Annotated in this window: 20 protein-coding genes; 13 read left to right on the forward strand and 7 right to left on the reverse strand. The window is 43.6% G+C overall.

Translation table 11 applies throughout. The features are described from left to right. Positions 1-13: 13 nt before the first annotated feature. A complete protein-coding gene (locus tag J7I96_RS14095) occupies positions 14-802 on the forward strand; it encodes an ABC transporter ATP-binding protein (protein WP_214923543.1) in 789 nt (262 codons plus the stop codon). A 98-nt stretch (positions 803-900) separates the two neighbouring features. Here J7I96_RS14095 and J7I96_RS14100 read toward each other — a convergent pair whose 3' ends face one another. After that, a complete protein-coding gene (locus J7I96_RS14100; RefSeq protein ID WP_214923547.1) occupies positions 901-1239 on the reverse strand; it encodes a YmaF family protein in 339 nt (112 codons plus the stop codon). A gap of 185 nt (positions 1240-1424) precedes the next feature. On the opposite strand from J7I96_RS14100, the gene J7I96_RS14105 reads away from it, so the two are divergent. The 4 genes from J7I96_RS14105 (at position 1425) to J7I96_RS14120 (ending at position 5875) form a co-directional block, all read left to right on the forward strand. Beyond that, complete coding sequence (locus tag J7I96_RS14105; protein ID WP_214923551.1) at positions 1425-2402, forward strand: zinc-dependent alcohol dehydrogenase family protein; 978 nt, start codon at positions 1425-1427, stop codon at positions 2400-2402. Positions 2403-2581: 179 nt separating this feature from the next. Next, the gene (locus tag J7I96_RS14110; RefSeq protein ID WP_214923554.1) at positions 2582-3892 is read left to right on the forward strand and encodes an amidohydrolase family protein; all 1311 of its coding nucleotides are present in this window, start codon (positions 2582-2584) and stop codon (positions 3890-3892) included. Between the two features lie 631 nt (positions 3893-4523). Beyond that, entirely contained in the window at positions 4524-5366 is an 843-nt protein-coding gene (locus tag J7I96_RS14115; RefSeq protein WP_214924401.1) for an EcsC family protein, read from the forward strand. Beyond that, the gene (locus tag J7I96_RS14120; protein ID WP_214771012.1) at positions 5363-5875 is read left to right on the forward strand and encodes a MogA/MoaB family molybdenum cofactor biosynthesis protein; all 513 of its coding nucleotides are present in this window, start codon (positions 5363-5365) and stop codon (positions 5873-5875) included. The genes J7I96_RS14115 and J7I96_RS14120 overlap by 4 nt, the downstream gene beginning before the upstream one ends. Before the next feature lie 58 nt (positions 5876-5933). On the opposite strand, the gene J7I96_RS14125 is transcribed toward J7I96_RS14120, so the two are convergent. Further along, entirely contained in the window at positions 5934-6248 is a 315-nt protein-coding gene (locus J7I96_RS14125; protein ID WP_034309161.1) for a hypothetical protein, read from the reverse strand. A gap of 212 nt (positions 6249-6460) precedes the next feature. On the opposite strand from J7I96_RS14125, the gene J7I96_RS14130 reads away from it, so the two are divergent. Both J7I96_RS14130 and argH read left to right on the forward strand, forming a co-directional pair. Then, positions 6461-7666 carry an argininosuccinate synthase gene (locus J7I96_RS14130; RefSeq protein ID WP_214924399.1) on the forward strand — a complete coding sequence of 402 codons (1206 nt, stop codon included), beginning with the start codon at positions 6461-6463 and terminating at the stop codon, positions 7664-7666. Next, positions 7663-9042: an argininosuccinate lyase gene (gene argH, locus J7I96_RS14135; protein WP_214771015.1), complete on the forward strand. Its 1380-nt coding sequence runs from the start codon at positions 7663-7665 to the stop codon at positions 9040-9042. The genes J7I96_RS14130 and argH overlap by 4 nt, the downstream gene beginning before the upstream one ends. Before the next feature lie 52 nt (positions 9043-9094). Here the strand turns inward: argH and J7I96_RS14140 are convergent, their stop codons facing one another. Continuing rightward, on the reverse strand, positions 9095-9532 hold the full coding sequence (locus J7I96_RS14140; protein WP_034311454.1) for a universal stress protein: 438 nt from the start codon (positions 9530-9532) through the stop codon (positions 9095-9097). A 229-nt stretch (positions 9533-9761) separates the two neighbouring features. Between J7I96_RS14140 and J7I96_RS14145 the strand changes: the two genes are divergently transcribed. Next, a complete protein-coding gene (locus J7I96_RS14145; protein WP_214771018.1) occupies positions 9762-10331 on the forward strand; it encodes an outer membrane protein assembly factor BamE in 570 nt (189 codons plus the stop codon). Positions 10332-10411: 80 nt separating this feature from the next. Here the strand turns inward: J7I96_RS14145 and J7I96_RS14150 are convergent, their stop codons facing one another. Further along, positions 10412-11509, reverse strand: a complete 1098-nt coding sequence (locus J7I96_RS14150; RefSeq protein ID WP_048681093.1) for a M24 family metallopeptidase — start codon at positions 11507-11509, stop codon at positions 10412-10414. A 118-nt stretch (positions 11510-11627) separates the two neighbouring features. Between J7I96_RS14150 and J7I96_RS14155 the strand changes: the two genes are divergently transcribed. The 3 genes from J7I96_RS14155 to J7I96_RS14165 all read left to right on the forward strand — a co-directional run bounded on the left by J7I96_RS14155 (position 11628) and on the right by J7I96_RS14165 (position 14786). After that, positions 11628-12308, forward strand: coding sequence for a metal-dependent hydrolase (locus J7I96_RS14155; RefSeq protein ID WP_214771021.1), 681 nt, complete (start codon positions 11628-11630; stop codon positions 12306-12308). An 862-nt stretch (positions 12309-13170) separates the two neighbouring features. After that, positions 13171-13395 carry a hypothetical protein gene (locus tag J7I96_RS14160; RefSeq protein ID WP_214771024.1) on the forward strand — a complete coding sequence of 75 codons (225 nt, stop codon included), beginning with the start codon at positions 13171-13173 and terminating at the stop codon, positions 13393-13395. A gap of 71 nt (positions 13396-13466) precedes the next feature. Beyond that, positions 13467-14786: a DRTGG domain-containing protein gene (locus J7I96_RS14165; protein WP_034311452.1), complete on the forward strand. Its 1320-nt coding sequence runs from the start codon at positions 13467-13469 to the stop codon at positions 14784-14786. 27 nt (positions 14787-14813) lie between these two features. Here J7I96_RS14165 and J7I96_RS14170 read toward each other — a convergent pair whose 3' ends face one another. Continuing rightward, positions 14814-15116, reverse strand: coding sequence for a YtpI family protein (locus J7I96_RS14170; RefSeq protein ID WP_034309143.1), 303 nt, complete (start codon positions 15114-15116; stop codon positions 14814-14816). Positions 15117-15284: 168 nt separating this feature from the next. Between J7I96_RS14170 and J7I96_RS14175 the strand changes: the two genes are divergently transcribed. After that, positions 15285-16223, forward strand: a complete 939-nt coding sequence (locus J7I96_RS14175; RefSeq protein ID WP_214771026.1) for a DHH family phosphoesterase — start codon at positions 15285-15287, stop codon at positions 16221-16223. A 65-nt stretch (positions 16224-16288) separates the two neighbouring features. Here J7I96_RS14175 and ytrI read toward each other — a convergent pair whose 3' ends face one another. Both ytrI and ytrH read right to left on the reverse strand, forming a co-directional pair. Next, positions 16289-16792, reverse strand: a complete 504-nt coding sequence (ytrI, locus tag J7I96_RS14180) for a sporulation membrane protein YtrI (RefSeq protein ID WP_098863985.1) — start codon at positions 16790-16792, stop codon at positions 16289-16291. Next, entirely contained in the window at positions 16789-17124 is a 336-nt protein-coding gene (gene ytrH, locus J7I96_RS14185) for a sporulation membrane protein YtrH (RefSeq protein ID WP_034309135.1), read from the reverse strand. Before ytrH ends, ytrI begins: the two co-directional genes overlap by 4 nt. Before the next feature lie 183 nt (positions 17125-17307). On the opposite strand from ytrH, the gene dnaE reads away from it, so the two are divergent. Next, positions 17308-20667 (forward strand): DNA polymerase III subunit alpha, encoded by a 3360-nt coding sequence (gene dnaE / locus J7I96_RS14190; protein WP_214771028.1) that lies wholly within the window; start codon positions 17308-17310, stop codon positions 20665-20667. Positions 20668-20758: the final 91 nt, after the last annotated feature.

Below are 20758 nucleotides of genomic sequence, written 5' to 3' on the forward strand. Positions count from 1 at the left end.
AAGGCTGAATATCATGACAACATTATCAGCAGAGCATCTTTCGCTCTCTTATGGGGCAAATCGAATCATTGATAATATCGATTTGGAAATTCCTGAAGGTAAGATCAGTATAATCATTGGTTCCAATGGTTGTGGCAAATCTACCATTCTGCGGTCTCTAGCTAGATTATTGATGCCGCAGCAAGGCACGATCTATTTAGATGGAAAGGCCATTCATCAGCAATCTTCCAAAGAAGTGGCCAAGAAATTGGCCATCTTACCCCAAGCCCCGGAAGCTCCGGAAGATATAACCGTTAAGGAACTATGCTATTATGGCAGGCATCCGCACAAAGGCTTATTTTCCAGACAAACCCCAGAAGATCATAGGATTGTCGACCGTGCCTTATCAGCAACAAAAATGACCGAGTTCGCTGATCGAACATTGGATGCATTATCTGGAGGACAAAGGCAAAGAGCATGGATTTCGATGGCCTTGGTACAGGAAACGGACTTTTTACTGTTAGATGAACCGACAACTTATCTAGATTTAGCGCACCAAATTGAAATATTGGAATTACTGCGCGATTTAAACGAAACGTATGGACGCACGATTGTCATGGTTCTGCATGATTTGAATCAAGCGGCACAGTATGCCGATCATCTGATTAGCATCAAGCAGGGAAAAATCTATAAAGAGGGACCGCCTGAAACGGTATTCACAAAAGAGATGATCAAGGACGTATTCAGACTGGAATGCTGTATCATTGAAAACCCTGTCGATCAAACGCCTCTATGCATTCCCATTGGTTTATCTCAGGATTAGAAAAACTATTTCTCATAAAGTTAGAGATGCATTTAGAGTCTATCGAAGACAAAAAAAACATCAGGGGGATTTCCCATCCCCCTGATGTTTTTTTGTTCTTATTTATTTCCTGGGGCAGGTTGATCGACCCCTGTAATTCTATGTCTATGCCCATCATCTTCCGTTGTATAAAAATCATAGTAATGAACATGCATTCCATTTCCAACCGGAATGGGCGGGCCCGAATATGCCTTATAATAATGGGAATGTCCATCCTCAAATAACACATATCCTTCAGTATAATGAATATGTCCTCCCTCTTGTGATGAAATTGGCGGGGATGTTACATCTAAACATTGATGGACATGGCCGTCCGCTATGGAAGTATAATCAACAGATCCATGATTGTGATGTGGTACAAACCCAGATACAAAATCATTTTTCCCTGCCTTATTCAATCTCTTCACCTCTTGTACATAATAAAAAACGTTTTATAAAACATATGCTTGGAACAACAAGAAGATTCTTAACGACAAATTTATGGAAGGAGGGATTAAAACGTGGAAAACCAGAATCATAATATAATAATTCCACAGTTAAATGTTAAAATGGAAAGACTTATATATTAAAGGAGACTATTATTTTGGAAGCCAAATGTATTAAATTCTATGAGTTTGGAGATCCGCAAAAGGTTTTAAAGGTTGAAAATAAATGTATTCAAAAACCTTTCGAGGGGGAAGTCCTCGTTCGGATGATCACTCGTCCCATTAATCCGTCTGACTTGCTGCCCATTCGCGGTGCCTATTCCCACCGAATCCCCTTGCCTTCCATACCTGGTTATGAAGGGGTCGGCATAGTTGAAGAAGTGGGTCCAGCTGTTTCGAAAGAGCTGATAGGCAAGCGTGTTCTGCCTTTGCGCGGTGAAGGGACCTGGCAGGACTTTGTTAAAGCATCAGCGGAGCTGGCGATCGTCATTCCGGATTCGATTGAAGACCATATAGCAGCGCAATTATATATAAACCCGGTAACCGCATGGCTAATCTGTACAGAAGTATTAACTTTGAAACCGGATGATGTATTACTCGTAAATGCTTGCGGATCTTCCATTGGCCGTATACTCGCCCAGTTATCCAAGATTCTTGGATTTAAGCTTATTGCTGTAACGAGAAACGATAAGTATACGGAAGAACTGCTTAAACATGGTGCGTCATATGTGATTGATACATCCCGATCATCATTGCATGATACAGTGATGGAAATGACGAATGGGCGCGGTGCGAAAGCGGCCATAGATTCAGTGGGCGGCATCGATGGTTCAGAACTAGCTTTTTGTGTACGGCCTAATGGCATTTTATTAACGATTGGCCTTTTATCAGGACAGTCTGTGAATTGGGCGGAAATTTCACAAAGGTCAAAAGTGGATGTTAAAATGTTTCATCTTCGGCATTGGAATCAGCAGGCTTCCGTTCAAACGTGGCATGAAACATTTAACCTTTTGATGGGGTTCATTGCTGATGAAAAGTTGAAGTTCATGATGCCCGATTCTTACTACAGCCTTCAAAATGTTCAAGAAGCGATTATTGTCACGAGCAATAAAGGGAAGATATTTTTAAGCAGCTGATTTTGCAAAGGTAACCACTTAATTGAAGGAAGCATTCAGCTTGGTGCTCTTCCAATAGGTTCCTAAGGTAAAGTGAAAGGGCCCCTGATAATATGGAATTACTTGATTACCTGTAAGGTGCTAGTTTAGAATGCGGAATAGGACATCTTGATACTGATACGACTTTGGAGGAAATACTTATGAAAACAATATATGTGAATGCTACATTTTTTACGATGGATAAGGAAAACCAAATCATCGAAAACGGAATGATGATTGTACAAGATTATACCATATCCTACATCGGCCAGCATGATGAACAACAATTGGCAGATGCAGATCAAGTGGTCAACCTTGGCGGGAAATGGATCATGCCAGGCCTTGTGAATGCCCATTCTCATATTGTAATGACCCTTTTACGCGGTATCGGGGACGATATGCTGCTGAAGCCATGGCTTGAAACGAAAATATGGCCGATCGAAAGCCAGTTTACGACGGAAATCGCCTCTGTAAGTTCACAGCTAGGCATTATGGAAATGATGAAATCAGGAACCACGACATTTTCCGATATGTTCAATCCAAATGGAATAGATGCGGGTGCTGTCATGGAGACGATAGGCGAAACAGGAATGCGCGGAGCCTTTTCCTATACGATCTTCAGCTTGGGTACCGAAAAAGACCAAAAAGCGAACCTCATGGGGGCTGAGCAGTTTTCAAAAAACTATAAAGCATTTGCCGATGGCCGCCTGACTACCATGGTCGCACCACATAGCCCATATGCCTGCACGCCTGAAGCGATCATGGAAAGTGCACGAATTGCAAAAGAGAATGATTTGATGGTGCACATCCACGTATCGGAAACGGACTTTGAAATCCTCGACATCGAAAAACGTTACGGATCGCGTCCTGTCGAGCACCTTCGCCGTCTAGGCCTGTTCGATCAGCCCACAGTGATGGCACATGGTGTAGTCCTTAATGATGAAGAACGGGCGATCCTAAAACAGCATGATGTTCGCGTTGCCCATAATCCAATCAGTAACCTGAAGCTCGGATCTGGGATAGCCGATGTCGTCAGCCTTCTTGATGCAGGCATTAAAGTGGGAGTGGCAACAGATGGCGTCGCCTCCAATAACAACTTCGATATGTTCGAAGAAATGAGGACAGCCGCATTACTGCAAAAAGGAATGTATAAGGATGCCACAAAATTCCCTGCCCAAACAGCACTCGCCATGGCCACAAGAATGGGCGCCGAAGCGATAGGCATGGGTCATACAGGATCACTGGAAGCTGGTAAAAAAGCGGATTTCATCACCATTTACCCATATAACAAAGAACACCTGCAGCCACTGAGCGAAGCCTATTCGCACCTGCTTTATGCAGCACGCGGAAATGACGTATGTGACGTATACATTGATGGCAAAATGGTCGTGAAAGAAGGCCGCTGCTTAACGATCGATGAAGAAAAAGTAATCGCCGAAACCAATCGTCTGCAAGGCACCCTATCAAGATAACACTGATGGGAAAACAACCGGATGCACAGAAGAAGGAGCTGTTATTGCAGCTCCTTTTTTTTTATGAGTTGAGGGAGTAATTATTTAGCGGTATCGAATGACAGTAAAAAAAGGATTTGCCGCTAGTATTGTGGAACAAATGGTTTACTTAGAAATCCGTTTTGAGTCCAGTTTCTTAATAAGAAAATAGGTAGGGCAAAAACGGTGAAAAAAAAAGAAAGGTTCTTTTCGTAAAGATTGTTGTTTTTAAAACGAAACGATTTAAGGTTGATTGGAGCGGAAGCGCGAGACTCCTGCGGGAGCAGCGGGACAGGTGAGACACCACAGGCGTTACGCCGGGGATGCTCACCGCCCGCCCCGCGGAAAGCGAGCATCTGGAGGGGAAATCAACCACTCCAGATTACTTGGTAAATAGCAACAAAGTATGGAAAAACAGCCTTTTATAATGATCTCCTTATCTCTCTGGTAAGGGGGGCTTATCAAATTTCATCAGCGGAATTCGCATTCTCATGGATTTTATGTACGGGCAATCCAGGAACGCCGGATCGCCATCATCCATTCTCTGAAATGCTTCCTTCTATGGTATACTTAAGGGAGAATCCACCAATTCTGTACATAGGAGGCTTGATGCATGGAATTCACGAACCGGGAAATGAAAGTTTGGAATGAAATTAGTGAATGGCAGGAAAAACTCTATCAATATGAGCCAACGGATCTTGCTGCATTATATGATAAATGGTTGGAGCAGGGGTTTGCCCTGCTTCCGGAAAACGTCCAACAACAGTTTTTCGAAAAGCTTGATACTTGGCTTTTTCATTTGCATGCCATGGTTCAGAGCTCACAAGTTCAAATAGATGCAAGAGAGCGGATCTTAGCATCCGCGCGCGTGTTTCATGAAGAAATCGAAACGTTGAGTGATTTGAATCACTTATCGATCGATCAGTTGAATTACATAGCCAATCAGCATATCGCTAAGCATCGTTTATATTCTTTTGCACAAGGCGGGATGAGCGGATCAGGAGGCCTGCTTCTGCTGGGGAGCGATATCCCGGCCATGACCGTCATCAATGTCAGGATCGTACAGCTGATTGCGATGTCTTATGGTGTCGAGGTGAATACACCGTTTGAAATGATGCTCGCCCTTAAGGTATTCAATGCAGGAGCGATGCCAAAGAGGCTCCAAGGAATAGCCTGGGAAGAATTGATCCGTGAGGTCCAGACCGCAGAAGATGACTATTTTTATTTAGGAATCGAAGAATTGACAAACCCTACATGGATGGAACAGCCGCTCAAGCAGCTGTTGAAAGCATTATCCATTGCCGTTTTCCGCAAAAAACTGGTTCGGGGCATACCGTTCATCAGCATGGCCATCGGGGCTGGATCCAATTATCAAATGACCAGGAATGTCAGTGAATTTGCCCAGAAGTTCTATCAATATCGTTATTTACTGGAGAAGAAGGCTGATGGAGAATGAGTGTCAAGAATCATAAAAAAGCCGTCACGGAGGCAGTTCGCTGCATGGTGATAACCATCACCGATACGCGTGATGAAGAAACGGATAAAAGCGGGGCACTGATGAAGGAATTATTGAAATCCAGTGGTCATGAAGTGACGGATTATGTAATCGTTAAAGATGAGCGGAAGGCGATTCAGGATGCGGTCACTTCTGGCAGCCAAAGCGGCATGGTTGATGTCATATTAACAAATGGGGGCACTGGCATCGCCAAAAGGGATGTAACGATCGAGGCGGTCAAAGAATTGATGACCAAGGAAATACCCGGTTTTGGCGAGATTTTCCGTATGCTCAGCTATCAAGAGGATATCGGGGCGGCTGCCATTCTATCCAGGGCGATTGCCGGAGTCGTGAACAACAAAGCGGTTTTTTCCACCCCGGGTTCATCAGGGGCGGTTCGGCTTGCGATGAATAAATTGATTCTTCCGGAGTTGGGACATGTCGTCGGTGAACTTCGCAAGGATTTATAAGAGGGATGCAAAAAAAGCCACAGTTTTAAACTGTGGCTTTTTTTGCATGGAATAGGCCTTAATTATGCATCTTTTCCGTCACGGCTTGATTGGCACGATACCAAAGCCATAAATCATTGATGATGGAAGCAAGTTCCGCAATTTCGGAATTGAGCTGGCATGATTTGGCGAAATTACTCTCATCGGAGAGCCGAAACTGCTTTCGGTTAATCGTTGATTCCAGTTCCTTGATGCGGTCCGGGATGCTTCCCCTGATATTCTCCCAATGTACGAGTATTTGCTGCTGCTCGCCTTTTGTATATTCATCCCACTCCAGATTCAAATCGGGAATGGAGATGCCGAGCCTTTCATCATAGATAAATAGTTCTCTCATATGCCCTCCGCTTTTCGATTTATCATACTCCTAGTTTACTATATTCCCGCGGAAGCATCCAATGTGTAATTCCCTGAAAATATTAGCGGATTATTTAGCGAAATCTTTAAAATACCCCTTGTATTCCATTAATAAAGATGATAAAGTACTAATCATAGATTGAATAAAAATAACAAACGATGAATTTTTATTCACACGAAAGGACGATGGAAATGGAAAATCAAAAAGTTGTTTTAGCATATTCCGGAGGTTTGGATACTTCCGTTGCAATTAAATGGTTACAAGATCAAGGGTATGAAGTTGTGGCATGCTGCTTGGATGTCGGAGAAGGAAAAGATTTGGACTTCATTAAGGAAAAAGCGATCACTGTTGGTGCGGTAAGTTCCTATGTCATTGATGCGAAGGACGAATTCGCTGATGAATTCGCATTGACGGCTCTTCAGGCACATACTTTGTATGAAGGGAAATATCCATTGGTATCAGCTTTATCACGTCCGCTGATCGCGAAGAAATTAGTGGAAGTGGCTGAAGCGGAAAACGCGGTTGCCGTTGCGCACGGTTGTACGGGAAAAGGAAATGACCAAGTGCGTTTCGAAGTATCAATCTCCGCATTGAACCCTAATTTGCAAGTTCTTGCACCTGTTCGTGACTGGAAATGGTCTCGTGAAGAGGAGATTGAATATGCAGCGAAAAATGGGATTCCCGTTCCGATTGGCATGGCGAGCCCGTTCTCGATTGACCAAAACCTTTGGGGAAGAAGTAACGAATGCGGAATCCTGGAAGATCCTTGGGCAGCTCCGCCGGAAGAGGCCTATGATTTGACTACAAGCCTTGAATGTACTCCAGATACTGCAGATATCATTGAAATTGGTTTTGAACAAGGTGTGCCGGTTACATTGAATGATAAAAACTATAAATTGGCTGACCTGATCGTCGAGTTGAATCAAATTGCCGGCAAACACGGAGTTGGACGTATCGATCACGTTGAAAATAGAATAGTAGGGATCAAATCACGTGAAGTCTATGAAGCTCCTGGTGCGATGACATTGATAGCTGCACACAAAGAACTTGAAGATATCACGCTTGTTAAAGAACTGGCTCACTTCAAACCGGTGATCGAGAAGAAAATGACTGAATTGATTTATGAGGGACTTTGGTTCTCTCCGCTTCAAAAAGCTTTGGCTGCATTCCTGAAAGAAACACAAGTGAATGTAACGGGTACGGTACGTGTGAAACTATTCAAAGGTCATGCGATTGTTGAAGGAAGAAAATCCGAGTACTCCCTATATGACGAAAAATTGGCTACCTATACAAAAGCGGATGAATTCGATCATGATGCAGCAGTTGGATTCATTAAGCTATGGGGACTTCCAACGAAAGTGAACAGCATGGTCAATAGCAAGAAGGTGACGGTGTGAGCAGCAAGCTTTGGGGAGGGAGATTTACGAAATCTGCCGAAGAATGGGTAGATGAGTTCGGAGCTTCCATTTCCTTTGACCAGGAACTTGTCCTTGAAGATATTCAAGGCAGTTTAGCTCATGTAACCATGTTAAAGCAATGCAGCATTTTACCTGAAGAAGATGCGGATCAGATCATCGCGGGTCTGAAAAGTTTACAGGAAAAAGCTGAGAAGGGTGAATTGACTTTTAAGGTTGAGATGGAAGATATCCACCTCAACCTGGAAAGTATGCTAATAAGCGAAATCGGTCCAGTTGGCGGAAAGCTTCATACAGGAAGAAGCCGTAATGACCAAGTTGCAACCGACCTTCATCTGTATATGCGGAACCAAACGAAAGTGATTCTGGAACTCATCAATGATTTGCAAATAGCGATTTTGGGACAATCCAAGAAGAATGTGGAAACGCTGATTCCAGGTTATACACATTTACAGCGTGCACAGCCCATTTCGTTTGCCCACCATTTAATGGCTTATTTTTGGATGCTTGAGCGTGACAAGCAGCGCTTCACCGAGAGTTTCAAAAGAATCAACATTTCTCCATTGGGTGCTGGGGCATTGGCTGGGACGACTTTCCCGATTGACCGTGCCCTCAGTGCGGAGCTATTGGGATTTGACGGAATTTACGAAAACAGCCTTGATGCGGTAAGTGATCGTGATTTTGCCATTGAATTCATGAGCAACAGCGCGACAATGATGATGCATTTATCCCGTTTCAGCGAAGAAATCATTCTCTGGTCAAGCCAGGAATTCCAATTCATTGAATTGGATGATGCGTTTTCCACTGGAAGCAGCATCATGCCGCAAAAGAAAAACCCTGATATGGCGGAATTGATCCGTGGTAAAACAGGACGGGTTTATGGGAACCTAACGGGGTTATTGACTGTTTTGAAAGGACTGCCGCTTGCTTATAACAAAGATATGCAAGAAGATAAAGAAGGCGTTTTTGATACGGTTAAGACCATTGTTGGTTCACTTAAAATATTTGCCGGCATGATTTCAACGATGAAAGTGAAAACGGACATAATGGAAAAAGCAACAAAAAATGACTTCTCGAATGCGACGGAATTAGCTGATTACCTGGCTTCAAAGGGAATGCCTTTCCGTGAGGCGCACGAAGTGGTCGGGAAGCTTGTATTGTTCTGTGTCCAGAATGGCTGCTATTTAGTCGACCTGAGCATTGAACAATTCCAGGAAGCTTCCGAGTTGTTCGATCAGGATATTTATGATGCATTAAATCCTTATGAGGCAGTTAAACGCCGTAACAGTGCGGGCGGTACAGGTTTTGCCCAAGTCCTGCTGGCGATTGAAAAAGCGGAAAAACTAGTAAGTGAATAACAGGAAAAAGCTCGTTCACCAATTTGGCGAACGAGCTTTTTATCATTTTCTCTTATTGATTCGTACGCACGACCATTACATCACAGTTTGAATGGCGAACGATGCCTTCCGACACGCTGCCGATAAGGAAACGTTCGACTGCATTAAGGCCTGTTGCACCGCAGACAATTAAATCGATCGAATGCTTTTTCGCTAAATCCCTTGGAATTTGAACTTTAGGAGAACCATAGGCAACTTCTGTTTGGACCTTTGTAATCCCGGAGGCAATGGCTTCCGTTTTATACTTGTCCAATAGCTCATTGGCAAAGGTTTCAGAGTGATCACGGATAGTCATATCATAAGCTTCGACAGTAGGGAAATTCCTTGTATCCACGATGTGTGTGAGCACAAGGGTAGCATCACTGAGTTTTGCTAAGTAGATGGCCTTTTTTAAGGCCCACTCTGCTTCTTCCGAGCCGTCCACTGCTACAAGAATATTTTTATAATCTATACTATTCAAGTGAATCCCCTCCTTCTATTTCATTCCTATTATACAATGATTTACCTTATGGATCTGATTTCAATTGTAACAAATCAACGAATGTTTATGCCAATAATCTGGAAAATATATGATTCCAACCTTATTATGATGTGATGAATCATTGCATGCGAATATCTATTCTTTTTACCTTATTTGTTTATTTATGGTAACCTCTAATGTGAGAGGGGAGTTTTTTTCTTTGAGTGTTTCAAAAATAGTAAACTATGCATTATATTTATACGTGCTTTTGTATGCATTGATCTATTGCATTTTTATTTCTTACATCAATTTTGTGCATGCTACGATCAGTTTAATGAGTATATCAGCACTGCTGCTTCCATTTATTCTATTACTATTTTTTCAAAGGATTTCATGGAAATATACCAATAAGCATAATAAAAGGAAATTCAAAATTAGATTTATAGTCATATCAAGCCTTGGCTTTGCCCTTCTGGTTTTTTGTGTGGTTTTGTTAGGGGTAAATGAATCTGAATCAAGGTTCACCACTGAAAGATGGTTAAATGATGTTGAAGGAAGAGTCTACCTGGTAGATGACTTAATCAATGAACATGAATTGATAGGCATGACAAAAGATGAAGTGTTCACGCTTTTAGGGTCTCCAACAGAAACGGAATATTTTAAAGAGGAAGATAATGTTGTTTATTATCTCGGTGACGAGAGGGGAATCATAAGAATAGATAGTGAATGGCTGGTCATTTGGTTTGACGGCAGTGATAAAGCAATGAAGTATGAATTGCGGACCGATTAGGTGATATGTTGAATAAATACCCCCGTCTTAAATGAAGGCGGGGGTATTCGGATTTCGTTATATTAAATGGCTCTGCATCATCACTTTATGATTTGCAGGCTTTTCGGGAATTTGGTCAAAACCTCACAGCCGGCATCGGTGATCAATAGATCATCTTCAATCCTGACACCTGCAACATTCGGGACATATATGCCAGGTTCGATGGTATAAACCATTCCGGATTGAAGTTCGAGAGAATTCGTTTCAGTCAAGGATGGATACTCATGGACACTGATCCCAAGTCCGTGGCCGAGCCTGTGCGGGAAGAATTCACCGTATCCTTTATCCCTGATGATGTTTCTGGCCGTCAAGTCTATCTCGGAACAGGATACGCCAGGTTTACTGGCTGCAACGGCAGCTTCTTGTGCTCTCCGTACAGTTTCATATATTTCTGCCTGTTTATCATTGATATCTCCGTAAGCAACCGTTCTAGTAATGTCAGAGCAGTACCCTTCATGAACGACGCCAAGGTCAAAGAGGACAAGGTCGCCGCGCTGAACCTTCGTATTCCCAGGTGTGCCATGCGGGGAAGCGCCATTTTTACCAGTCAGGACCATGGTGGAGAAAGACATTTGGCTCACTCCGGCCTTTTTCAATTCGTATTCAATCGCTGCAAGGATTTCCATTTCCGTTTTACCTTCATGAATTTCGCTGACACCCACTTCAATCGCAAAGTCGGCAAGGCGGCATGCTTCACGGATTTTGACCATTTCATCTTCCGATTTGATCATTCGCATCTTTTGAAGTTTTTCTTCTGCGGAAACAAGCTTCGGTGCTCCGAAGTGTTGTTGGACCTTTTCATAACGTTCCACATTCATATGCTCTTTTTCAATGGCCATTGTATGGATGGTTAAACCGCGATCCTTGACTGCCTGCTTAACTTTTTCCCAAGGGTTTTCAATGTCGGTGTAACCGATGATATCTCCATCCCATCCAGCTTGTTTAGCATCCGGAACTTCCATCTGCGGGCAGACAAGGAAAGGTTCGGCATTTGCAAAAATGGCAAGTGCCAGCAGTCTTTCATGAGGATCACTAAAAAACCCGCTCAAATAGAAGATGCTCTCTGTAGATGTAAGTAAAGCGGCTTCAGCCTCATTCGCCTGTAGCCAAGTTTGTAGTTCTTTCAAACGTTCATTCATGACGGTACCTCCATTAATAAGATATAATTACCTTAGCAATATTTAAAAGTATAGTAAATGGGAAAGTCCTAAGAAAGCTACATAAAAAAATTGTTGGTATGGGAAGGGAGCATCAAAAATGAAAGTATCTTTTCATGGACATGCAGTTGTAAAAATCGAAACGAATGGTAAAACGATTTTAATCGATCCATTCATTAGTGGAAACGAATTGACCGATTTGAAGGTGGAAGATGTGAAACCGGATGTGATCATCTTAACACATGGCCATAATGACCATGTCGGTGATACGGTTGAATTGGCCAAAAGGCATGATGCGCTTGTCATCGGCATTGCAGAGATTGCCGATTACCTGGGTGATCAAGGGGTCAGGACCCACGGGATGAGCATCGGCGGAGCTTTCGAGTTCGACTTTGGAAAAGTGAAACTGACGCCAGCTTTCCATGGAACGGGATTCAATAATGGAGAGGGGCAAATCATTTATTTAGGAATGCCTGCTGGAATATTGCTTACGATAGAAGGGAAAACGATCTATCATGCAGGGGATACAGCGGTATTTTCCGATATGAAACTGATCGGGGAACGACATCCGATTGACTTGGCATTCTTGCCTATCGGCGACAATTACACCATGGGCCCGGAAGATGCAGCACTTGCAGCGAAATTCCTTCAAGCCAAACAAGTCGTGCCGATTCATTACAATACTTTCCCTGTGATCAAACAGGATCCTGAAAAATTCCTCGACTTGCTTGAAGAGGAAAATGGACTGATCATGGAAGCCGGGGATGAAATAGATTTTTAAAAGGAGCGGGAGCCCGCAGGGGCTTCCGACAGACTATAGATAAGCTCGATGATAATGGAGTGTGTCGACAGTTTTTTTAGGTTTGTAAAATTTGACCGTTTCTTTCCACTGCAGGCACTCGCTTTCCGCGGGCGGTCCGGGAGCCTCCTTGGCGCTTATGCGCCTGCGGGGTCTCCCTTGGACTCGCATTCCCGCAGGAGTGTCGCACACCCGCTCCAATCAACTCTGCATTAAAACTAAGAGAGAAACCCGATTGCCCTCAGTTTTGGAAGATTTGTAAGTTGACTGTTTCTTTCTCCATTAAGACTTAACAATTTAAATCCGCCTTTACTAAAGACTTTTTGTTTTTTATTAGAAAAGGAGAACTTTAGGAAAATAAGTCAAGTTCATTATTTTACATATACACTTCCGTATATCTCATTATCGAGATAGCGTCCAGTATCCAAAATCTAATGCATGGGAAAGCCGTGGTTGTTGGTGAGTTTGTCTGCCCCGCTGTGGACCAAGTGATGATTGGTGTTTTACCAAAACTACTGCTTCCTGTTTTCCTTGCAAACTACCTCGTACAGTGAGTTTCTTTTCTAAACTTCATTTTTATTTCTGACACTTCTTTATTATCTGTCTGTTTAGAATCATTTTCCTCTCCATTGACTGCCACTCTAGTACCTGCTTCGGAACATCCATCTATAGTTAGGGCGCTCAAAGCAAACTATTATTGAATTGATATGTTTAACAAAACTTATGTATATCGAGTAAATGCACCCCTCTTTAATGAAAAAAGAATCCATAAACTGTCGCTCAGCTGCCAGTCTTTTTTCCTTTCAAAAGCATAAAATGAATAGATGAAAAAAGGGGGGATTGGATGAAACAGAGGTTATTACTGTGTTTGCTTTTATGCGGTGTGATGCTGTATTATGCCGTGCCGCGCTTGTCGTTGGAAAGTGGCGGTCTGGAGGGTCTGTTTGCCGGAGCCTGGCTGTTGTTTGCATTGTTGGCGGTAGCTGGAAACTTGACGGGCATACTATATTCTCCTAAGAAACAAAAGGTAAAACGCCAGCCGGAATACAAAAGGTTGCGCCAATACTAGTAGTTGTTTGATAAACCGGGCTCTTTGACCTTATAATGGAGAATAGGAATACCGTGAAAAGGGTGAAGCGCTTGGCTACAAAGCATGAACAAATATTAAAACATATCGATGGGCTCCCTGTCGGCGAGAAGATTTCCGTCCGTCAAATTGCCAAAGCATTGAATGTTAGTGAAGGTACGGCATACCGGGCAATTAAAGAGGCGGAGAACCAGGGCTACGTGAGCTCGATTGAGCGGGTAGGCACGATCCGCATTGAGAAAAAGAAAAAAGAGAATATAGAAAAGCTCACTTTTGCAGAGGTAGTCAATATTGTTGACGGACAAGTTCTTGGAGGGAAAACGGGACTTCATAAGACATTAAATAAATTCGTCATCGGGGCGATGAAGCTGGATGCCATGATGAGATATACAGGGGCAGGAAACCTGCTGATCGTCGGGAACCGTACACAGGCCCATGAGCACGCGTTAAAAGCGGGTGCAGCGGTGCTGATCACCGGGGGATTCGATACCGAAGAGCCTGTTAAAAGGTTAGCCGATGAATTGGAGATGCCTGTCATCTCAACGAGTTACGATACGTTTACCGTCGCAACGATGATCAATCGGGCGATTTATGACCAATTGATCAAAAAGGAAATCTTGCTGGTGGAGGATATTTTGACACCCGTACAGGAAACGACCTTTTTGACAGTGGGTGACCGGGTTCAGACCTGGCATGAACTGAATCAGGAATCGGGGCATAGCCGTTTCCCTGTTGTCGATGACAATATGAAGGTTCAAGGAATGGTCACATCAAAAGATATCATCGGACAGGAAGAAATGACGCTCATCGATAAGGTGATGACGAAAAACCCGATGACCGTAGGCGATAAAATGAGTGTGGCATCTTCTGCACACATGATGGTTTGGGAAGGGATCGAGTTAATCCCGGTCGTGAATGACAGTCATATCCTAAAGGGAATCGTGAGCAGGCAGGATGTGCTGAAGGCATTGCAAATGAGTCAAAGGCAGCCTCAGGTCGGCGAAACGATCGACGATACGATCACCAGCCAGCTTGTAATGACTTCAAATCGCGGCAAGGGCGAGGAAGTGTATAACTATGGCGTCACCCCGCAGATGACCAATTACCTTGGTACCATTTCAAGCGGTGTGTTCACCACATTGGTCACCGACTCGGCAAATCGTGCACTTAGAAGCTATAAGCGCGGTGACTTGGTCGTGGAAAACATGACGATCTACTTCATCAAGCCAGTCCAGATCGACAGTACGCTTGAAATCCATCCGCGTGTCCTTGATGTAGGACGTAAATTCGGAAAAGTCGATGTCGAGGTGTTTAACCAAGGCAAACTTGTCGGCAAGGCGATGTTGACTTGTCAATTGCTGGACCGATCATGAAAAATAAAAAGGATAATCGAAATTCGATTATCCTTTTTGATTTGCAGCTTCTTCGATTGCATGCGGCAAATAAAATTTATACATTTTATAGCCGCCCCAAATACTGAATAAGCCAACGAAGATGAAAACGGCGGCAATGATATAAGTGATGGTCGTGTGGAATAGAAAAAGCTGATTGATTCCGAATAGTGCGACAAACGCACCGAGGGCAATGGAAGACTTCCCTGAAATCCACTTTTTCTCCATCGGCATTCTGGTTCGGACCGATTTGATTTTATAAAACAGATAGACCCCTAGTGAAAGAACGATCAAGGTGACAAGAATAGGCATCGTTTGAAATTCCCCCAATTTAACATATGTACCTTTTTATTGTAGCGGGAAATGAAAGAGAATGCCACAGTAAACAAGATCAGTCTTCCTATTTCCGCAATTTTTTGATTAAATGAAATATATCATCTTTATAAGGCTCGATAATACATATGTTAAGGGGAGATCAATATGAAAGCTGAAATATTAGCAGATATAAAGCGTTATGATACTATCATTCTCCATCGTCATGTCCGTCCAGATCCGGATGCTTATGGTTCACAGGGGGGATTGGCGGAAATCCTGAAAGCATCTTTCCCCGAAAAGCGAATTTATACGGTCGGGAAAGAGGAACCGTCATTGAATTATTTAAGAAGGCTCGATGTGATTTCGGATGAAACATATCAAGGTGCCTTGGTCATCGTTTGTGATACCGCAAATACGGACCGGATTTGTGATGCACGTTACACGACGGGGGATAAACTGATTAAGATCGATCATCATCCTAATGAAGATCCATATGGGGATATGCGTTGGGTCGATACATCGGCGAGTTCCACAAGTGAAATGATTTACGATTTTTACCAGTTCGGTAAAGAACAAGGCTTGAAGATGAGTGATGAAGCGGCACGCCTTCTATATGCAGGCATTGTTGGCGATACAGGTCGTTTCCTATTCCAAAGCACGACTGAAAAGACATTTGCCTATGCCAGTGAATTGATTCACTATTCGTTCTCCCGCCCGCAGTTATATCAGGAGATGTATGACGTCGAGGAAAGCATAGTCCGGTTGAATGGATATGTGCTGCAGCATTTTGAAATCCTTCCATATGGAACGGGGAAAATGATCATCACGAAAGATATACTTGAAAAATTCCATGCTTCCACATCTGAAGCATCTCAGCTCGTTTCCTCGCTAGGTTCGATTAAAAATGTTAAGTCATGGGTCTTTTTCATTGAAGAGGATCAAGAAATCAGGGTCCGTTTCCGTTCCAAAGGACCGATCATCAATACGATTGCCCGTAAATATAACGGAGGGGGCCACCCGTTTGCAGCAGGGGCTTCGATCTATTCTTGGGATGAAGTGGATAATATCCTTGCCGACATGGAAGAGTTGAATAAAGCGGAATGATAAAAACTTAAAGACCAAATCGCAAATGATTTGGTCTTTTAAATTCGGTGGTTATTCACCCATCCTTAAGAAGTGGTCCTTTTTAGTTTGATTTCTATATTCATTTTCGTATAAAACATGATTTCAACGACTTCAAGTCGGTAGCGCTTTTTATTGATGGTCATGATCTTATTTTCTATCGACTTTTTCAACAGCACTTTTCCGTCATAGACACTGGCGACATCTTTGGCTAGAAGAGAGGATAGGTCGTCCTCAATCACATCCTCCGCTTCTGCAATACTCAACTGATCCAGACTGTATTTTTCATTCGTGATCGTTACTTCCACTTCCTGAATCGTCAGGATTTCCTCGTTTTTCTCGTTCAATTTTTTATAATCCTGCTCCCAAATTGCGATTTTCCCGTTTAAATCCTTGATTTCTTCTCTTTGTTCGTGAAGGGACCGGATCTGCTTCTCCTGCTGGACGCCATGCATATAAAAGAAAATCACCCAGCTGATCAATCCGCCAAGTGCGGCTCCGGCAAAAAAACGCTGCCAGGTGGGAGTCCGGTGATAGGGAGGAATCCTCATGGTGAAATATGCTCCTGCGTGAACCAGTTGATGATCAGCGCTCCTGTCTGTGCCCCTCCAAGTGCAGAGAGTATCAATAGGACCTGCTTGACTATATCCTTCGTTTCCCCGTGGAAAATACCACGTTCAAAATTATAGACCATATCAAAAGTTCCCCCGATCGCAGCGACAATCGCCCAAATACGAAGGCTGTCCGACAGCCGGAATACAGTCGTCATCGGGGCTTGTCCAGTAAAAAACGCGGCGAGGCCCCCGATTATCGAGCCGCCAAGCAATACGCCAAGCGATATGAAAAAGCTGTTGAGGAAGGCTGGAACAAAGGCTTCATTCATATATCATCATCCTTTTTTGCTTGATATTCTTCTATTCCATTTATATGGGATGTCCGGAGGTATTATGATAGTCGCGGGAAATCAGGAAGTTAAATTGCATTGGTAATGAGAACATATTTTCTTTTTTTGAAATAAACACTATAATGAAAAGAAACATGCCTTACAAAGGTGGGAGAAAAAAACGTGTATACTCATCTCCATATTCAGAGCGGATACAGCCTGCTGACAAGTACGGTGAAGATCACTGAACTTGTGGCCAAAGCGAAAGCGGATGGCTGTACAAGTCTTGCCTTAACCGATCGAAATGTTATGTACGGTTCGGTCTATTTTTATAAAGAATGCAAGAAGCAGGGCATAAAGCCGATCATCGGCATACTTGCGGATGTCCTTGATGATCGGGAATCGCCACATGGACTTCTTTTATTGGCAAAGAGTCTGCAAGGATATCAAAACCTGCTTAAAATAAGCAGTGCCATAAAAACGAAATCCCCGTCAGGCATTCCAATGAATTGGCTTAAAGCCTATTCCGGGGGCTTGATTGCAGTCACACCAGGTGCAGAGGGGCAAATAGAAACGCTATTGAGAGAAGAAAACCCTGAAGAAGCCAAACAGGCAGCAGGGCGATTTCTGCAAATTTTTGGTCATGATAACTTTTATGTATCCATACAGAGACTGTCGATTGCGGATGAGGAAAAAGGTAACGAAGCCATAAGTCAGTTGGCGAGAGATTTAGAGATAAAGATTGTCGCGACGAATCCAGTTTATTATTTGAACGAAAGCGATGCACTCGCTCATGAAGTCTTATTGGCAATCGGAAATGGCGACAAGCTGGCGGATGAGACGCATACGGTTCTTGAATCCGATCAATTTTATTTGAAAAGCCGGTCTCAGATGGCAGAACTATTCCATGACAGACCGGATGCACTCGAAAATACACTGCATATTGCCGCGCAATGCAATCTGGAAATTCCATTTCATCGTTCACTTCTGCCTAAGTACCCTACTGAAGATGGAGCCACAGCCGAGGAAATGCTCGAAGCCATCTGCTTCCAAGGGCTGAAGAAAAGAGTGCCGGAGCCATCCATTCAATATGAAGAGCGCCTGCGATATGAATTGGATATCATCACCAAGATGAAATTCAGCGATTACTTTTTAATCGTTTGGGACTTCATGAAATTCGCTAAGGACCATCAAATCCTGACTGGTCCAGGAAGGGGGTCGGCCGCAGGATCGATGGTCGCTTATGTGCTATCGATCACGGATGTCGATCCAATCGAACATTCCTTGCTGTTCGAGCGATTCCTGAATCCGGAACGTGTCTCGATGCCGGATATCGACATTGACTTTCCGGATAACCGACGTGAAGAAGTGATTGCCTATGTCGCGAAGAAGTACGGGGAACTTCATGTAGCACAGATCATTACGTTCGGAACATTGGCTGCCAAGGCTGCGTTAAGGGACACAGGACGTGTTTTCGGCCTGAACTCAAAGGAACAGGAAGCGGTATCGAAAATGATTCCAGGCCGCCTGGGCATCACGCTTCCCGAGGCTTTCAAGGAATCGAAAAGGCTTAGGGAATTCGTTAATGGGAGTGACCTGAATCAAAAACTATTTCAAACCGCGTTATTGCTTGAAGGGCTGCCTCGCCATGCTTCGACACATGCCGCCGGCGTCGTCATCAGTGACCAGGCACTGACCGAGCATATCCCGATTCAGGGAGGGCATGACGGCATCCACCTGACTCAATATCCAATGGACCTTCTCGAAGAACTGGGACTTCTTAAAATGGATTTTCTTGGACTCCGCAATTTAACGCTCATCGATAATATTATAAATAACATTAAAAAGGGAACGGGGAAAAAGCTCGACTTGTCCCATATTCCGATGGATGACCCCGAGACGCTGGCCCTTTTAGGCAGGGGCGAAACAACCGGAGTGTTCCAATTTGAATCGGATGGCATCCGAAAGGTTTTGATCAAGCTGAAACCGAACCGATTCGAGGATATCGTCGCGGTCAATGCCCTTTATCGTCCAGGTCCGATGGAAAATATACCGCTGTTCATCGAGCGAAAACATGGACTTGCTTCGATTGATTACCTGCACGAGGATTTGAAGGATATCCTCGAGCCTACATACGGGGTCATCGTTTACCAAGAACAAATCATGCAAATCGCCTCCCGCTTAGCCGGGTTTTCATTAGGGGAGGCTGACCTGCTCCGACGTGCCGTTTCGAAGAAGAAGAAGGATGTTCTGGATCAAGAGCGGCAGCATTTCGTGAGCGGCGCATTGAAACAAGGATACTCCGAAAAAACGGCAGATGAGATTTATTCCTTGATTGTCCGCTTCGCTAACTATGGATTCAACCGAAGTCATGCGGTGGCATATAGTTTCATCGCTTATCAGCTGGGTTACTTGAAAACCCACCATCCGGAATATTTCATGGCAGCACTTTTGACATCGGTTGTCGGGAATGATGAAAAGATTTCGCAATATATCCGAGAAGCAAAAAAGAAAGGGATGGCGGTTCTGCCTCCCTCGATTAACCGGAGCGGTTACCCGTTTTTACCGGAAAAGGAAGGGATCCGTTATAGCCTTGGAGCCATAAAAGGGATAGGCGGGACGGTCCTAAAAGAAATCTTCGCTGCAAGGCGTCAAAAGAAGTTCGCTGATTTATTCGATTTCTGTTTGCGCGTTTCGGGGAAAATCGTAAATAGAAAAGTGTTGGAGGCGCTTGTCCATTCAGGTGCTTTTGATGAATTCGGTGAAGACCGGGCAACATTGTTGGCGAGCTTGGACGTAGCGATCAATCATACGGAATTGGTTAATCCGGATGATGACCTATTCGATATGTTTTCGGATGGCGAGTTTTCACTCAAACCGAAATACCACCGGGTCGATCCTATCCCAATCGAGGACAAACTCTCGTTGGAAAAAAGCGCATTGGGGCTTTATCTATCGAATCATCCTGTGACAAGCTACAGAGAACTTTTTCAGCACTTCGGCTGTTTGACTATAGATGAAGCTATTAATAAAAAGGAATCGAAAGTCTTACTTGGCGCTTACATCACGTCGGTTAAAACCATAAGGACAAAAAAAGGCGATGTGATGGCTTTCTTGAGCGTCAGTGATGAAGAGGGGGATATTGAAGCGGTCGTTTTTCCAAATGTTTATAAAAACCACTCTGCCGATTTGAATCATGGACAACTCGTTATGCTGCAAGGGACATTGGAAGAGCGGGATGGAAAAACACAGCTCCTGATCCGGAACGTGTACCCGCTTGAAAAAGCGAAGCAGATGAAAGAGGAAAAAAACGGAACGATATTCCTGAAAATTGAGGCTGGCAAGCAAACGAAGGATACACTGCAAAAAATAAAAAAAATTTTAATGCAGCATAGCGGTGAAACCAAGGTCATGCTTTTTTACGAGAGGGAAAACCGCTATGTACAGCTATCTTATTGGGATTGGGTCAATCCTACAGATAGATTGATGCAGGCATTATTTGACTTGGTGGGAAAAGGGAATGTGGTTTACAAGAAAGAATAACTGTTTTACAACTTTAATAGTTATGTTATATTGAAAACAGGCCGCTGTGGTCTGACCACTAGATTTCAGCATATAAGATAATGGGTTACCC

This window comes from Bacillus sp. ISL-78 (assembly GCF_018613455.1).
Taxonomy (GTDB): Bacteria; Bacillota; Bacilli; order Bacillales; family DSM-1321; genus Peribacillus; species Peribacillus frigoritolerans.

What these genes read in the sequence shown, in the direction of transcription:
- J7I96_RS14095 (WP_214923543.1), top strand. Translation starts at nt 14, where the DNA reads ATGACAACATTATCAGCAGAGCATCTTTCGCTCTCTTATGGGGCAAAT.
- J7I96_RS14110 (WP_214923554.1), top strand. Translation starts at nt 2,582, where the DNA reads ATGAAAACAATATATGTGAATGCTACATTTTTTACGATGGATAAGGAA.
- J7I96_RS14115 (WP_214924401.1), top strand. Translation starts at nt 4,524, where the DNA reads ATGGAATTCACGAACCGGGAAATGAAAGTTTGGAATGAAATTAGTGAA.
- J7I96_RS14120 (WP_214771012.1), top strand. Translation starts at nt 5,363, where the DNA reads ATGAGTGTCAAGAATCATAAAAAAGCCGTCACGGAGGCAGTTCGCTGC.
- J7I96_RS14125 (WP_034309161.1), bottom strand. Translation starts at nt 6,248, where the DNA reads ATGAGAGAACTATTTATCTATGATGAAAGGCTCGGCATCTCCATTCCC.
- J7I96_RS14130 (WP_214924399.1), top strand. Translation starts at nt 6,461, where the DNA reads ATGGAAAATCAAAAAGTTGTTTTAGCATATTCCGGAGGTTTGGATACT.
- J7I96_RS14150 (WP_048681093.1), bottom strand. Translation starts at nt 11,509, where the DNA reads ATGAATGAACGTTTGAAAGAACTACAAACTTGGCTACAGGCGAATGAG.
- J7I96_RS14155 (WP_214771021.1), top strand. Translation starts at nt 11,628, where the DNA reads ATGAAAGTATCTTTTCATGGACATGCAGTTGTAAAAATCGAAACGAAT.
- J7I96_RS14160 (WP_214771024.1), top strand. Translation starts at nt 13,171, where the DNA reads ATGAAACAGAGGTTATTACTGTGTTTGCTTTTATGCGGTGTGATGCTG.
- J7I96_RS14170 (WP_034309143.1), bottom strand. Translation starts at nt 15,116, where the DNA reads ATGCCTATTCTTGTCACCTTGATCGTTCTTTCACTAGGGGTCTATCTG.
- J7I96_RS14175 (WP_214771026.1), top strand. Translation starts at nt 15,285, where the DNA reads ATGAAAGCTGAAATATTAGCAGATATAAAGCGTTATGATACTATCATT.
- ytrI (WP_098863985.1), bottom strand. Translation starts at nt 16,792, where the DNA reads ATGAGGATTCCTCCCTATCACCGGACTCCCACCTGGCAGCGTTTTTTT.
- ytrH (WP_034309135.1), bottom strand. Translation starts at nt 17,124, where the DNA reads ATGAATGAAGCCTTTGTTCCAGCCTTCCTCAACAGCTTTTTCATATCG.